Annotated in this window: 14 protein-coding genes; 9 read left to right on the forward strand and 5 right to left on the reverse strand. The window is 38.6% G+C overall.

Annotated elements, in window-relative coordinates:
- Positions 1-5: 5 nt before the first annotated feature.
- Positions 6-254, reverse strand: coding sequence for a 30S ribosomal protein S16 (gene rpsP, locus J3U68_RS03130; RefSeq protein WP_267374522.1), 249 nt, complete (start codon positions 252-254; stop codon positions 6-8).
- Positions 255-1,047: 793 nt separating this feature from the next.
- Here rpsP and J3U68_RS03135 point away from each other — a divergent pair.
- Together J3U68_RS03135 and tilS are read left to right on the forward strand one after the other, a co-directional pair.
- The gene (locus J3U68_RS03135) at positions 1,048-2,010 is read left to right on the forward strand and encodes an acetyl-CoA carboxylase carboxyltransferase subunit alpha (protein WP_267374524.1); all 963 of its coding nucleotides are present in this window, start codon (positions 1,048-1,050) and stop codon (positions 2,008-2,010) included.
- Entirely contained in the window at positions 1,985-3,313 is a 1,329-nt protein-coding gene (gene tilS / locus J3U68_RS03140; protein WP_267374526.1) for a tRNA lysidine(34) synthetase TilS, read from the forward strand. The genes J3U68_RS03135 and tilS overlap by 26 nt, the downstream gene beginning before the upstream one ends.
- Positions 3,314-3,506: 193 nt before the next feature.
- Here the strand turns inward: tilS and J3U68_RS03145 are convergent, their stop codons facing one another.
- Entirely contained in the window at positions 3,507-4,502 is a 996-nt protein-coding gene (locus tag J3U68_RS03145; RefSeq protein ID WP_267374528.1) for a DNA cytosine methyltransferase, read from the reverse strand.
- Positions 4,503-4,516: 14 nt separating this feature from the next.
- Positions 4,517-5,401, reverse strand: coding sequence for an NgoPII family restriction endonuclease (locus tag J3U68_RS03150; protein WP_267374530.1), 885 nt, complete (start codon positions 5,399-5,401; stop codon positions 4,517-4,519).
- Positions 5,402-6,176: 775 nt separating this feature from the next.
- On the opposite strand from J3U68_RS03150, the gene J3U68_RS03155 reads away from it, so the two are divergent.
- The 3 genes from J3U68_RS03155 (at position 6,177) to groL (ending at position 9,299) form a co-directional block, all read left to right on the forward strand.
- Complete coding sequence (locus tag J3U68_RS03155; RefSeq protein WP_267374532.1) at positions 6,177-6,779, forward strand: sigma-70 family RNA polymerase sigma factor; 603 nt, start codon at positions 6,177-6,179, stop codon at positions 6,777-6,779.
- Between the two features lie 537 nt (positions 6,780-7,316).
- Complete coding sequence (groES, locus tag J3U68_RS03160; protein WP_267374534.1) at positions 7,317-7,604, forward strand: co-chaperone GroES; 288 nt, start codon at positions 7,317-7,319, stop codon at positions 7,602-7,604.
- 48 nt (positions 7,605-7,652) lie between these two features.
- Complete coding sequence (groL, locus tag J3U68_RS03165; protein ID WP_267374536.1) at positions 7,653-9,299, forward strand: chaperonin GroEL; 1,647 nt, start codon at positions 7,653-7,655, stop codon at positions 9,297-9,299.
- A 368-nt stretch (positions 9,300-9,667) separates the two neighbouring features.
- On the opposite strand, the gene rnhA is transcribed toward groL, so the two are convergent.
- Positions 9,668-10,156, reverse strand: a complete 489-nt coding sequence (gene rnhA / locus J3U68_RS03170) for a ribonuclease HI (protein ID WP_267374538.1) — start codon at positions 10,154-10,156, stop codon at positions 9,668-9,670.
- A 33-nt stretch (positions 10,157-10,189) separates the two neighbouring features.
- Positions 10,190-11,593, reverse strand: coding sequence for an FAD-binding oxidoreductase (locus J3U68_RS03175; RefSeq protein WP_267374540.1), 1,404 nt, complete (start codon positions 11,591-11,593; stop codon positions 10,190-10,192).
- Positions 11,594-11,723: 130 nt separating this feature from the next.
- Between J3U68_RS03175 and J3U68_RS03180 the strand changes: the two genes are divergently transcribed.
- The 4 genes from J3U68_RS03180 to J3U68_RS03195 are packed head-to-tail and all read left to right on the forward strand — an operon-like array spanning position 11,724 to position 14,896.
- The gene (locus J3U68_RS03180; RefSeq protein ID WP_267374543.1) at positions 11,724-12,074 is read left to right on the forward strand and encodes a hypothetical protein; all 351 of its coding nucleotides are present in this window, start codon (positions 11,724-11,726) and stop codon (positions 12,072-12,074) included.
- Between the two features lie 17 nt (positions 12,075-12,091).
- Positions 12,092-12,586: a protein YgfX gene (locus J3U68_RS03185; protein ID WP_267374545.1), complete on the forward strand. Its 495-nt coding sequence runs from the start codon at positions 12,092-12,094 to the stop codon at positions 12,584-12,586.
- Entirely contained in the window at positions 12,579-13,880 is a 1,302-nt protein-coding gene (gene folC / locus J3U68_RS03190) for a bifunctional tetrahydrofolate synthase/dihydrofolate synthase (protein ID WP_267374547.1), read from the forward strand. The genes J3U68_RS03185 and folC overlap by 8 nt, the downstream gene beginning before the upstream one ends.
- A 47-nt stretch (positions 13,881-13,927) precedes the next feature.
- The gene (locus J3U68_RS03195; RefSeq protein WP_267374549.1) at positions 13,928-14,896 is read left to right on the forward strand and encodes an SPOR domain-containing protein; all 969 of its coding nucleotides are present in this window, start codon (positions 13,928-13,930) and stop codon (positions 14,894-14,896) included.
- Positions 14,897-14,908: the final 12 nt, after the last annotated feature.

Here is a 14,908-nt window from a genome sequence, read left to right on the forward strand (position 1 = left end):
ACAGCTTAAGCAGAAACTTTCTGTTCTTTAACCAGCTTGGCCACTGCTTCGCTAAGCTGAGCGCCTTGACCAACCCAGTGATTCAAGCGATCAGCATTCAGACGAACGCGTTCCTGTTTTTCATTTGCAACAGGGTTATAAAAACCGACACGTTCAATGAAGCGACCATCACGACGGTTGTGAGAGTCTGCTACGACAATATTATAGAATGGGCGATGTTTTGAACCACCGCGAGCCAAACGAATAACTACCATTGTGTATTCCTTAATGAAAAAATCGAAGTTTATTATTCTGTCAAAGGAGACAGAAAACTGCTAATTTTAGTGGGTAAAACCCTGTCTTGGCAAGTTGTTAATCGGTAGATGTTGTACATTTACTGTCATTAAACGCTGTTTAGGATTCAATTCACCCTTTCTGTCCTTGAAATAAAACAAATTCATCTTAGTCTAAATGGCATAGGATGAAGTTTCACTGTTCATGGTTTCGCGACAATTTATTCATCAATTATGTGGATCTAACATGGATGAATCTTACTAACTAAAATACGCATCTGGATCATTAGGATAAAAGTTTTGTTTATCGTAAATTTATATTCTCTTAATGCTGGCAGAATTCAACTTTAATTAAATTCATAATCAAGGTAATTAGTATCTAAAAGACATAAAGGCGATAGGATTGTGAGTCGAACAAGATAATAAAACGCAGAAAAATTGAAAATAATAAATTGCTACCAGTTAAGTGGTGCTGTGGCGATAGGGCGTAGTCATCGAAAAGTTGGCGGTAGAGTTGAACTGAACAAGTTGAGAAATAGTTATTGTTATCGACTGAATAGCATAACGATCTGTGCTGAAGTGTCAGATATTAGCATTGTTTTTGTGAAATATATTTTATTAAATATCCAAAGAAAACGATATTTTAATTTATATAAATCAGGGGATTATTTTATTTATACCCTGATTTATGCAAGAACAATTGTGATTTTGGGGCTGCATCGGTTTGGTTCTTAGCGTATTATAGCAACCAAGTGTTTTTGCGGAATGTTAAACAATGAAACAGATTTTTTTGGATTTTGAACAACCTATAGCTGAATTGGTACAGAAAATTGATGAACTTCGCTTTGTACAGGACGAATCGGCTGTAGATATTTCCGAAGAAATCTCGCGCTTGAAAAAGAAAAGCGATGATTTAACCAAAAGTTTATTTTCTAAGCTGACTCCTGTGCAAATTTCACAGGTTTCTCGTCATGCTCAGCGACCCTACACCTTAGATTATATTGATGCCCTGTGTACAGACTTTGAAGAGCTTCATGGTGATCGAGCTTTTGCCGATGATGCGGCGATTGTTGGTGGTATGGCACGTTTTAATGGCGAAACAGTGATGGTTATCGGCCACCAAAAAGGGCGCGATACCAAAGAAAAAATTCGTCGTAATTTTGGTATGCCCAAGCCCGAAGGCTATCGCAAGGCATTGCGTTTGATGAAATTGGCGGAAAAATTTCAGATTCCAGTACTGACTTTTATTGATACTCCGGGAGCTTATCCAGGTATCGGTGCCGAGGAGCGCGGTCAGTCAGAAGCCATTGGACGAAATATCTATGAACTGACCAGTTTACGTGTTCCGGTTATTTGTACCATTATCGGTGAGGGCGGTTCAGGCGGAGCATTAGCCATCGCTGTGGGTGATTACGTCAATATGCTACAATTTTCAACTTATTCTGTGATTTCTCCTGAAGGTTGTGCATCCATCCTATGGAAGACAGCAGAAAAAGCACCAGAGGCGGCACAAGCGTTGGGAATAACGGCTAAAAGATTGCGTGATCTGAAACTGATTGATAAAGTGATCGAGGAACCACTAGGCGGTGCACATCGCAATTATCCAGAAATTATGCAACGGGTTAAAACAGTTTTGACGGCTCAGTTACATGAGGCCAAAGGAAAACCAATGGCTGATCTATTAACTCGTCGATTTGATCGTCTGATGAATTATGGACAATTCAGCAGCAGTAAATAATATTACTATTCGTTTAAGCCAAAGTATTGCACAGCAATGGTCAGCCACAATGGCTGACCGTTGTGTTTTGGCTGTGGGTCTAAGTGGTGGCTTGGATTCAGTCGTATTATTACATCTTTTGGCGCAACTGCGTTCAACCCTACCAATAACCTTATCAGCGATTCATGTTCATCATGGTTTAAGTCAGTATGCTGATCAATGGCAGCAATTTTGTCAGCAAATTTGTCACAATTGGTCTGTACCGCTGCAATCTTTTAAGGTTAAAGTGCATGCCAATGGAGATGGGATAGAGGCGGCAGCACGTAAAGAACGCTATCGAATTTATCGTGAATGTCAGGCTGATGCAGTTGTGCTGGCGCACCATCTAAATGATCAGATTGAAACCTTTTTTCTCGCCGCATTGCGTGGCGGAGGTTTGCGAGCATTGGCGGCTATGCCTGCACAGCGTCAGCTGACTGAGCACAGTATGCTTTGGCGTCCATTGTTATCGTTTGGCCGTGAAGATTTACAGGCTTATGCAGAAGCTTGGAAACTAGCTTACATAGATGACGATAGCAACACCAATACCGCCTATTTGCGTAACTGGTTACGCTTGTGTGGTCTACCGCCATGGCGCGAGCGCGTACCGCATCTGGATCATCAAATTGAAGCAGGAATCAAACGTTTGCAGGATGAACTCACCTTGATAGAAGAGGTGGCAGCGGAAGATTGGGGCAAAATTCAAGATCAGAACCAGCGCTTTCAAATTTCCCAATGGCAAAAATTAACCGAAACAAGGCGTAAACAGCAATTGCGGTTGTTTGCACAAAATAATAATCTGGGTTTGTCTACAACTGTGGCTTTGGATGAATTCGCCCGTCAGCTTATGAACAACAAAACTGGGGCTGAATGGTCGCTACCGGAAGGCAAGGTCTTATCCTATGCTGATAAATTATGGATTCATCCCAAAAATGCTGTGCAACAATGGCCATGGTTAACTTGGTTACCAGCAAAAATTAAAGATTTGCCATCAGATGGACTAATGGTATGGCGTAAAAATAGTTTTGGTCTGGCAGAAATCCAGCCTAATTGGATCATACGAACTGTTCAATCCCAAGACAAAATAACGTTACGGGGCATGCATAAAAACGTCAAGAAACTCTTACAAGAACGCAAAATCCCCCCATTTATGCGCCGTATTTGGCCAGTAATCTGTAATGGAGAAAACCAATGTATCGCAGTGATCAATATTGTGGTGGCCACTGATTTGGGTGTGGCAAATGGATGGATGCCATATATATCCAGTCTACCGGCTGGCGTTTAAACGTGGATAAAATATTCTGACTAGATACAACTTAATTTTTTTAATTATAATGACAGATTTGATTAAATGTAGACTTGGCTTTAAATTAAATTATTTGAAATAAATACTATTCCAGTATACGCTACAAGTTGATGAATAACATAATAATGCTTAAATTATATTAATAGTTTTCTATAATTAAAATTAAAATCATTCATCTTAGAAACAATTTAATTTGATTGGCAATAGACTCAGCTAATTTTACAGGTACAGCATTTCCAATCATTTTATAGGCATCAGATAAAGAATTGTAATAGAATTTAAAATCATCAGGAAATGTTTGAATTCTTGCACATTCTCTCACTGATAATCTTCGATATAACTTTTCCATTCCTTTAACAAATTGGAATTTATCTTTCTCTACCTTAATCATAATTGGAGCTTGAGGATGAATAGGGGCGTGTCTAGCTCCAGCTTGAATAGTAAAACTTTGCTGCTGCCAGGTTCTAACTCTATTACGAGACATGAATATTGTTGAAAAATCACCAGTAAAATATTCATGATTGAGTACAACTAAATTATCTCCATGTGATTTATTTTTTTCCAAAGCTGGAACTGCGGAATTCTGTAAATCAAAAATTGAATCTTTCAATGAAACTTTTTTTTCAAAAGGTGTCGGGAATTCAAATTTAATTTGTAAATCTTTTCTAAAACCTACATAAAATACTCTTTTACGATCCTGAGGAACGCCGAAATCGGAAGCGTTTAAAGTTTTTATGAATAAATCATATCCAATTCCTGCATTTCCAAATAAATATGTAATATTTTGAACAGCTTCTAGATGTCGCTTGGACATCATTCCAGATACATTTTCAGCAACAAAAAATTTCGGTTGTAAATCTGCTAAAATTCGAATAAATTCAAAAAATAATTTACCTCTATCGTCACTTATACCTCTTAATGCCCCTGCTTCAGACCAACTTTGACAAGGTGGACCACCTATAATTCCATCAATTATATTAGTATTTTTTAAAAATATATCAGAGTTTATATTTCGAATATCTCCTTTGATTAAAGGTGCAGAATGGTTTTTTTCATAAGTTTCCCAAATAGATTTATCATACTCGTTTGCACCAATGATTTTAAAACCAGCATTTTTGAAACCCAAATCAAGCCCACCAGCTCCTGAGAACAATGAAATTATATTCATTTATACAACTCTTTTTACTCTAAAAAAAAGGTGATTAGTTTAGCATCTTTTAGTTTTGCAGGATTATCAGGAGTTTTTATTTTTACGTCTTTTATCACTAAGTTTTTAAACTCTTTTGCAGTATTTTCTAACTCGTTGCGATCTTCATCGCTAAATGTTAAATATTTTTCTATGTTAATTAAAGTCATCATGTTAAACAAAGCGTTTTTTTTAGGTTGATATATATAATTAAACACTTTGAAAGGATTATCAATATGCCACATCCCACGTATTCTTAAATTTGTAATTCCTAAAGGATCTACTTTATTTACTCTTCCTAATTCTTTTGTCTCAGAAAATTCAATTCCGTTTATAGTAGAAATCCCATCTTTTATTTTCGACTTAATCTTATTATAAATATCTAAACTAGCTGCGTAATCAACACCATATACAAAGCATAAAGAAATAAGTGATTTGGTTTCTTTATTTTCATTATTTTGTTCTTTTTTTAATTCTCCTATTGCATAAATCATGTCTTTTTCAATCCAATTTTCACAAGAAATACATGCATTATTCAACATTGGACAATCGTAATGTAATTTTGCCATGGGATAGGAAGAATTTAAAGCTAGGGCGGCGTTGGAAGTTTCAATTTTTTTTATTTCGATCGCATCACCTTCTCTTATCATGGCATCGGGAGGATTACTTTGATTTCCAATATAACTAAATAATTCCGCTTTTTTTTCTACACGTTTTAATTGGTCTATTTCATTAACAGTTCCACAAAATAAATCAATAATAAATTCTTCAAGTCCTTTACCTTCATTGTTGACTTTATTTCTTCCACTATAGTTATTTTGTATAGAAGATGGAGGTAGGTGTATTAAATTTAATATAGCTTTTATTACATTAGTTTTCATTATTTTGACTCATAAGTTGAATGGAGTATTATACTTAATCAATTCTAAAAAAATAAGTAAATTTTATTTATACTGATTATAAATCGTTTAGGTAGGAATAATTCCGTATCATGACTTATAATTTTCTATTTTAAATCATGATAAATATAAAAAAATTACCAGAGCAAAATTTTTAAAGTACTAATTGTAAGCTTAGTTTTTTTTAAGTTTTCATTATTTAAATCTTTACATGTTTCAGCCGGAGAAATGAATCCGCTAAGTAGTTGATGGAAAGCAAAGTTGTAATGGTAAGGTATCTTTTTGTGGTTAAAGTGTTATATTATAAATATAAATTATGGATTAATAGGCAGAATATTACGTGGTAATGATGTTGGTTGGCATGGTTTATGTTTATAAATGTTAATGTATGTCTACTGACTATGGGTTGATGATTTGGTGAAATGGATATGGTTGCCAGTATTACTCGGAGGAGGAGTAATTGGGTTGTATCTAAACTTAATCAGATTTTGCTGTGTGATGTTGAATATAAATGTCAGAACTTTTTGTTAAGGGATTTGATTTCTGTTGTTCAGGCTTGTTAATAGGTTGGTAAAAGGTTGTTGGAAAATTAATTTATTAAATGAGCAGGTGAAGTCGGTTGGATGAATAATGGGATGCTGTTGATAAAGGGTCTACTGAAAAAAATGGGTTTGCCTGTTAAGTATTTCTTATCCATATTTATTGGTGTTTTCTGCTAAGTCTAACAAGGGGCTGACAATAAAAAGGAGAAAGAAATATGCAAGATGGGTTAAGTAATTTTGTAGAGGAGCAATTGTTAATTAGTCAGGCACAAAAAGGTGACAGGCAGGTTTTTGATAAATTGGTGCGCCGTTATGAACATCGTCTTATTCATTTTCTTCATCGTTGCACTCATGATGAACAATCGGCACAGGATGTTATGCAGGAAACTTTGCTCAAGGCATATAGGGCGTTACCTCAATTTAGAGGTGATAGCCGGTTTTTTACGTGGCTTTGTTGTATTGGTAAAAATACTGCAAGAACGATGCATACCATCAATAGCCGCCATTCAGCTTTAATTAGTGATTTTAATGATGATGATGGTGAAGCAATGATGATTATGGATATGCTACCGGATTTTAAAACTCCAGAAAGATATTTGCTTAATCGGGAGCTTCTGGATATTTTGGATAAGACGATTAAGCAGTTGCCTGAATGTTTGCGTGAGTCGATTTTGTTATGTGAAATTGAAGGATTGTCATATGAGGAAATCGCTAATAGACAACGGTGTCCAATTGGCACTATCCGTTCGCGCATTGCTCGTGCGCGTGAATTAATATCGGTGCAAATCAAGCATCATTTTGGTCAGGAAGAGATCTAAGGGGTGTAGACGGTTTTTAATCGTTTATCGTTCAGATAGATGGTTATTAAAATGATATGTTGTGGTTGAGTAATATTCTTTATTTTCTATAAAACTTTTGTGCTTGAAGGTGACATTTTGGTGCTGCTTTATACCAAATACCAAGAATGAAATAGCATAAGGGTTTAAGGTTTTTAATGATTTATTTATCTCTTTATTTGAATAACCGTTGTTTATTCAATTGTCTGCCCAGTTTTTTATGCTTAGGTTTGATTTGAGCCTGTCTGTACATAAGTTCTTCAATGTTTCAATTATTTCAATTATCTAGAAAATTAGGTTTTGTTTTATTGAAAGAAGTGATGCTAACTGTCTAATATTTCTTTAATTTTGCTAAGTGTTGATAAGAAAAGGGAAAAAATTTATTAGATTTCCCCTTGAATTGTGGTGGTCTATCCTTACTTTATTTACCGAAACAATTTTTTATGTCCTGCAAGTTTTGCGGGTTTGTATTGACCAAATTTATGTGCTTCATGGCACCGAAGATGTGGAGAAGATATTATGACTATTCGTCCTTTAAATGATCGCGTTGTCGTTAAACGTCTGGAAGCAGAAGAGAAAACTGCTTCTGGTATTGTATTGCCTGGTTCAGCAGCAGAAAAACCGGATATGGGTGAGGTATTGGCTGTGGGCAATGGTAAGTTGTTGGAAAACGGTGATCGTCAGGCATTGGATGTTAAAGTTGGCGATAAGGTGATTTTTGGCAAATACAGTGGTCAGACTGTTAAAGTTGATGGTGAAGAGCTGCTGGTAATGCGCGAAGAAGACATTTTCGGTATTGTTGAATAAGTTATTAGACTATTGTAAATATTGATTTTTAATTATTAGGAGTTTGAAATGGCTGCAAAAGACGTGAAGTTCGCTGACGAAGCCCGTCAGAAAATGGTTGCTGGTGTCAATGTATTGGCTGATGCAGTTAAGGTTACTTTAGGCCCTAAAGGTCGCAATGTTCTGTTAGATCGTGCTTTTGGTGGTCCACACATTACTAAAGACGGTGTATCTGTAGCTAAAGAAATCGAATTGAAAGATAAATTCGAGAATATGGGTGCGCAGTTGGTTAAGGAAGTGGCTTCTAAAACGAATGATGTGGCTGGTGACGGTACTACTACTGCAACTGTGTTGGCTCAGGCCGTGGTTGCTGAAGGTATGAAATATGTTACTGCTGGCATGAATCCGATGGATCTAAAACGTGGTATTGATAAAGCAGTAGAAGCGATTGTGGCTGAACTGAAAAAAATATCTAAACCTGTTCCAGAAAAATCTAAAGAAATCTCTCAAGTTGCTTCTATTTCTGCTAATGCTGATGAATCAATCGGTGAAATCATTGCCAAAGCAATGAATGAAGTTGGCAAAGAGGGTGTGATTACTGTTGAAGACGGTAAATCTTTAGAGAATGAAGTTGAAGTAGTTAAAGGTATGCAGTTTGACCGTGGCTACTTGTCTCCATATTTTGTTACTGATGTGGAAAAACAGATTGCCGGTCTGGATAGCCCTTTCATTTTGTTGTTCGATAAAAAAATCTCTAATATTCGTGATTTGTTGCCAGTACTGGAACAGGTTGCTAAAACTAGCCGTCCGTTGTTGATTATTGCTGAGGATGTTGAAGGCGAAGCGTTGGCTACGCTGGTGGTAAACAATATCCGCGGTATTCTGAAAACTGTTGCTGTGAAAGCTCCTGGTTTTGGTGACCGCCGTAAAGCTATGTTGCAGGACATCGCAATTTTGACTGGCGGTACAGTTATCGCTGAAGAAGTTGGTTTGACTTTGGAAAAAGTGACTCTGGAAGATCTGGGTCAGGCAAAACGTATTGAAGTTGCTAAAGAGAATACTACTATTATTGACGGTTTGGGTGATAAAGCGGCGGTTGAAGCTCGTGTTGGCGAAATCCGTAAGCAAATCGAAGTGGCCAGCAGTGATTATGATAAAGAAAAATTACAGGAACGTGTCGCTAAATTGGCTGGTGGTGTGGCTGTAATTAAGGTTGGTGCTGCAACTGAAGTTGAAATGAAAGAGAAGAAAGACCGTGTAGATGATGCTTTACATGCTACTCGTGCTGCCGTTGAAGAAGGTGTGGTAGCTGGTGGTGGTGTGGCTTTGCTGCGTGCTCGTGCTGCTATTTCTGATCTGAAAGGTACTAATGCAGATCAGGATGCTGGTGTGAAAATTGTATTGAAAGCGGTTGAAGCTCCTCTGCGTCAGATCGTTGCCAATGCTGGTGATGAGCCAAGCGTAGTGGTAAACAATGTATTGAATGGCTCTGGTAACTATGGTTACAACGCTGGTACTGGCGAATATGGTGATATGTTGGAAATGGGTGTGTTGGATCCTGCTAAGGTAACCCGCACTGCCTTGCAACATGCTGCCTCTATCGCTGGCCTGATGTTGACTACTGATTGCATGGTAACTGAATTGCCAGAAGATAAACCTGCTATGCCAGATATGGGTGGCATGGGCGGTATGGGTGGCATGGGCGGTATGATGTAATACTACTTAGTTGCTTACTTAGCTGATTAAAACCGGATACTTTAGGTATCCGGTTTTGTTTTGCCTGAAGATGGATTGATTAAACTGCCGGTGTTTTTTGGTTTGCTTATGAATATTTGATCAAGTTTTTTCTCTGATTGTTTTTCATGGATGTTTAAGAAGGTAGTGAATTTAAAGATGTAGGTAAGTTTTAGTGATTAGTATGTCTAAAGTGATCAATTCAAAGTTTTTTTATTTGCTTTTAATGAGTTTAACTGACTCTGATGTTTGCATATTTTCAAATAGATTATAAGCATAATATTTTTATCTTTTATTTTTGGTAACTACTAATGTGACTAAGTTTAGTCCAGCATAATTAATGTTGAAATTTATGGATTATTTTCATGATCGATGATGTCTGTTTGAAGAGCTTGTATTTGTTGCTGTGCTAAAGATTCAACGCCTCGATTAGCCAGTTGGTCGGCTTTTTCATTGCCTATGTTTCCGGCGTGACCTTTTACCCAGTGCCATTGTACTTGATGTTTGTTTACTTCTTTATCAAGCGCTTGCCATAGTTCAACATTTTTTACCGGCTGTTTTGCAGCGGTTTTCCAACCGCGATTTTTCCAGTTATGAATCCACTCCTGCATACCGTTTTTAACATATTGCGAGTCGGTATAAATATGGACGATGCACGGGCGCTTAAGTGCAGCCAGTCCTTGTATGACGGCTGTTAGTTCCATACGGTTGTTGGTGGTGCTGGCTTCTCCACCATATAATTCTTTGCTGTGTATACCAAATTGTAGAAATGCGCCCCAGCCACCAATTCCGGGATTGCCTTTGCAGGCTCCATCTGTATAAAGCGTTACTTCTTGCATGTTGTGGCCATTTGATTTAAAGACGTTACTATATCATGGTAGGGGTGGCAGAACTTTACCGATGTTGAGGATATTATGCGGATCCAGGGTTTGTTTTTGTATTCTCATCCAATTAATTTCTGACTGGGTACGTATTTGTGGAATCCATTGAGTTTTCAGTTGTCCGATTCCATGTTCGGCTGCAACGGTGCCATGATGTTTTATAACGCATTCATAGACGATTTTGTTGATGTTGTCTTCATGTTGATAGACGTCGTTATTTAGTGTATCGCCTAGGAAGACGTTGTAATGTAAGCTGCCATCGCCCAAATGACCAAACAGTATGGTTTGTGCATGAGGAAATGCTTGCTGCAACTGTTGTTGTGAGTGTTCAACAAAATCCGCTATGTACTCTATGGGTAAAGCAATATCATGTTTGATGCTGGCGCCAAGATGGCGTTGAGCTTCGGAGATGTTTTCACGTAATTTCCAAAGCTGATTTCGTTCTGTTTCTGACTGGGCAATAACTGTATTCAACCAGTTCCCCTGTTCAAGTACGCTGATTAATGGATCTGTCAGGTTTTGATTGGGAATGCTGTCGGTCAATTCTAAAAGTATATGCCAAGCAGCTTCGGTAGGCGGCTGTAGTTGGCTATAAGATGAAGACAATTTCAGGGCTTGACTACTGATTAGCTCGAAGCTGGAAATACGATCACTAAGCTGATCTCTGAGTCGTTGTAACAGATCGATGGCAGTCTGAATTGTGTCGATTCCTATCCAAGCTGTGAGTATGCTTAAGGGTTGGGCAAAGAGTTTTAGGGTAGCTGCGGTAATGATGGCGAGTGTCCCTTCGCTGCCGATGATGATTTGGCGCATTTCATATCCGCTGGTGTTTTTGTGTAAGGGTTGTAGATGGCTTATCAATTCGCCTGTGGGCAATACATATTCTAGTCCGATAACCAGATCACGTGTTGTGCCATAGCGTACGACGTTAACACCACCAGCATTACAGGCAATATTTCCGCCAATTTGGCAGGAACCTTCACTAGCAAGACTAAGGGGGAAGTAAAGACCAGCGTTTCGGGCTTCAGTTTGTAAATCAGCCAGTATCATTCCGGCTTCAACTGTGATGGTGTTGTCATCATAGCTTAGGTTTCGTAGCCGGTTAAGTTTGGATAGGGACAATATTATGCCTTGTTTACTGATGCTGCTATGTGGCGTTGCGCCCCCACATAGTCCTGTATTGCCACCTTGAGGTGTCACGGGTATGTGATGCTGATGACAATAGCGCATAATTTTTTGAATGGCGTCAACATTATCTGGCTGGAGTACTGCAAATGCTTCGCCATGGTAACGGTTGCGATGGTCGGTACAGAATGAAGAGGTGATATCTGGATCGGTTAAAATATTACTCGATGGCAGTATTTGATTAAATTTATGCAGATGGTCGCTGTACATCTATGCTTGCTCCTCTATGGATTTTTCCAGTTGTTCTGGCTATATTCTGTATTGGGAAAGGGAAATATACGTTATGGAAGTTGTACAGTACAATAATGTTGTTTAATTGTTTTTGGATGAGGAATAGTTCATGTATTTTGTAGATCGTAGTGCTGTGGTACTGAAACCGACGCAATCTTTTCTTGATTGGTTGAAAAGCACAGATGAAGACATGCCTGATTTAACTTTACCACAATTACAAAGTAATTGTACTACTTTGCTGGTACCGGAATTTGAATCACCAGAAGAGGTAATGGGTTTTATCGGCGAACGATTTAGGCAGATTTTTGAAGCTGAATTGTCTGGCTGGGAAATTAATCGGAAAGTATGGCCGGAAATTGATCTTTCTCGGTTTTGGGATTTTTTTACGGTTGAAGTGCATGATATGGTGCTTGATTTAATTGATGCAGATTTAGAGATCTCACCTGTTTATGGTGACTAAAGGAGTAGGATTGGCTGATGCAAGGTTTTATTGTGCGGGTTTATCCTTCGCGTAAACTGCAATTATTAGCTGTGGTGCTTTATTTGCTAACGTTGCCAGTCATTATGCTTTTTTTTTCGGGATGGGAAAGGATAGGGTGGTTAGCCGGACTGTTTGGCTGTGGATGCTGGTCGTTTTATCATTTACGCCAGCCGGTAGTTAAACGGATTACAATTAATGCTGAGTTACAAGCGCAATTGACTCTGACTAAACATTCTAAAAGGATATCAGCAGTGTTGTTGGCTGACAGTATGGTTCGGCGAGGTTTTTTGGCGTTGAAGTGGCGTACTGGTGACGGAGAGGTAAGAATTGTGTTGTTGCCAGACATGACAGATAAGCAGTCATGGCGAAGATTACAGGTTTGGGCGCGCTGGTGTCAGCCGCAACATGCGCGATCCAGTTTCTGGCGGAATGTAGTAGGTAAGTCTATGCAGATAAATAAGCAAAGGGATAAGCAAACATCTAATGAATAACAAGTTTAGTGCTAATTCTTTATCACAATGGCTCAACTATCTGGAAAATGGGATGGTTGACGGCAAGATTGAACTTGGGTTGGAGCGGGTGGAGTCTGTGCGCAAACGCATGGATTTACATCCTAATTGCCCGGTTATTGTGGTTGCCGGAACGAATGGTAAAGGCTCCGTCTGCGCTTATTTAACTCAAATTTATCATGCAGCAGGATATCGGGTAGGAACGCTAACGAGCCCACATTTATTGCGATTTAATGAAAGAATTGCAGTGGATGGTCAGGCTGTTGGTGATGATGAGATTGTTTCTGCATTTGCATGCATTGAGGAAGCTCGTCAGGATGTGGCTCTGACTTATTTTGAATTCAACACGTTAGCTGCGGTGCAAATTTTCAATTTGCAACAGGTTGATGTGATGGTTCTCGAGGTGGGGCTGGGTGGACGGTTGGATGCGGTGAATATTTTTGATGCTGATGTATCGGTTATTACTACTGTAGATTTGGATCATGAGGCGTATTTAGGCAATACGATTGAGGACGTTGCTTATGAAAAAGCAGGGGTAATGCGTTCAGGTAGACCAACTATTTTGGGACAAGAGTATATCCCATTGAAATTAAATAATTATGCACAGAAAATATTTGCAGATTTATTAATACTTGGCAAGGATTTTGCTTGTAATCAACGTACTGAATCAATGTGGACGTATTGTTTTCAGCCACAATTCAGTAATGGTTTAGTTGGTCATGAGCACAAATTTGATTTGCCGATGCCTGCTTTGCAGGGTGGTTTTCAGTTGAATAATGCGGCTTGCGCGTTAACTGTGCTTGCTTGTTTGCAAGAGTTATTGCCTGTTGAAGTAGGGGCGATCAGACAAGGATTGATTGAGGTTAAGCATACGGGTAGGTTTGAAGTTTTACCGGGTAAACCGATGCGGATTGTCGATGTTGGTCATAATCCACATGCAGCACGTGCTTTAAGACAATCGCTTCAGGCTTTGCCTACTGCAGCAAAAAGGCTGGCGGTTTTCAGTATGTTGTCTGATAAGGATATTGAAACAGTACTGGAGATTTTGCGCGACCAGTTTGATGAATGGTTTATTGCGTCATTGTCTACGTCACGTGGTTTAAATGTTAAACAACTACAGATGCATTTTGCAAAATTTAATAGTTGTCAGGTACATAGCTTTGATAATATTCAACTAGCGTATCAAGCTGCTTTAACACGGGCTGGTGAAAATGATAGAATTGTGATATTTGGATCATTTCATACCGTTGCAGAAATATTAACATCACTCACATAGTAGGAATTTATGCACAAATGCACTCAGTTCGGAGGAGGTTGGTATAAATGAATGCACAACAAAATTATGAGCAATTGAAGCGGCGTAATCGTCGACGTCTGATGGGTGCTTTAATTATGGTATTGGTGGCGGTTATTTTACTCGTCACGATGATTAATCATCGATCTGCAAAGCAGGTTGTTGCTCCGCAATTGGATGTGGTGACGAATGCTTCCAGTCAGCCTAATTCTGGCAATGATCATGTTGTTTCTTCAGCTAGACAAGATGTAAATCCAAATCCTGAAATTTTGGTGAATAATTTGCCAGCCGATGCTTCCGCTGCATCCGCTAGTCAATCCGTTGTAGCTAATGTACACTCACCTATCTACCCCAATCCTTCTGCTTCGGAAATATCGGGACAGCAGACGCAGCAACAAGTTCATTCTACGGGTAATACTTCAGGTGAAAATAATCACAATGTTGTTGCTAATGTCTCCACTGATAGCACTTCTAATACATCCGCACAAACTTCAACTGGTAATGTTGTTGCTCATGTTCCGGATAATGCTAATGGTCAACATCATGTTCAAGAAAATAAAAATAGATCATCTACTTCTGTAGCAGGTAAAACGGAAACGGGATCTAAAAAATCAGTAAATAAAGCCAATGCTGCTAAAGGAAATAACAAACCTTCTCTGAAAAAGTTAACTCCGCAGCAAATTTTGGAGAATAAAGCAGCTAACCTGAGTATGGTTTCTCCAGCAACCAATAAAGTAGCCAAGACGGTTACGACAAATTCTGTGCCGAAAGAACGGACAATTATTCAGGTCGGAGCTTATACTACTGAAGCACAGGCAAAAATTGTACAGCAAAAGCTGGCAGCTATTGGCATCACCAGTAATATTAGTTCTGGTCAGACCAGTAAGGGGACGTTGTTTCGGGTGCGCAGTAGTATCTATAACAGCAGAGAGCTGGCGGTACAAAATTTGAATAAAATTCAGGCAGCCGGAATGAGTGGCATTGTTATTGGTTTGTAGGGAATGGTAGTT

The organism is Snodgrassella sp. B3882, from assembly GCF_026535915.1.
Lineage (GTDB): Bacteria > Pseudomonadota > Gammaproteobacteria > Burkholderiales > Neisseriaceae > Snodgrassella.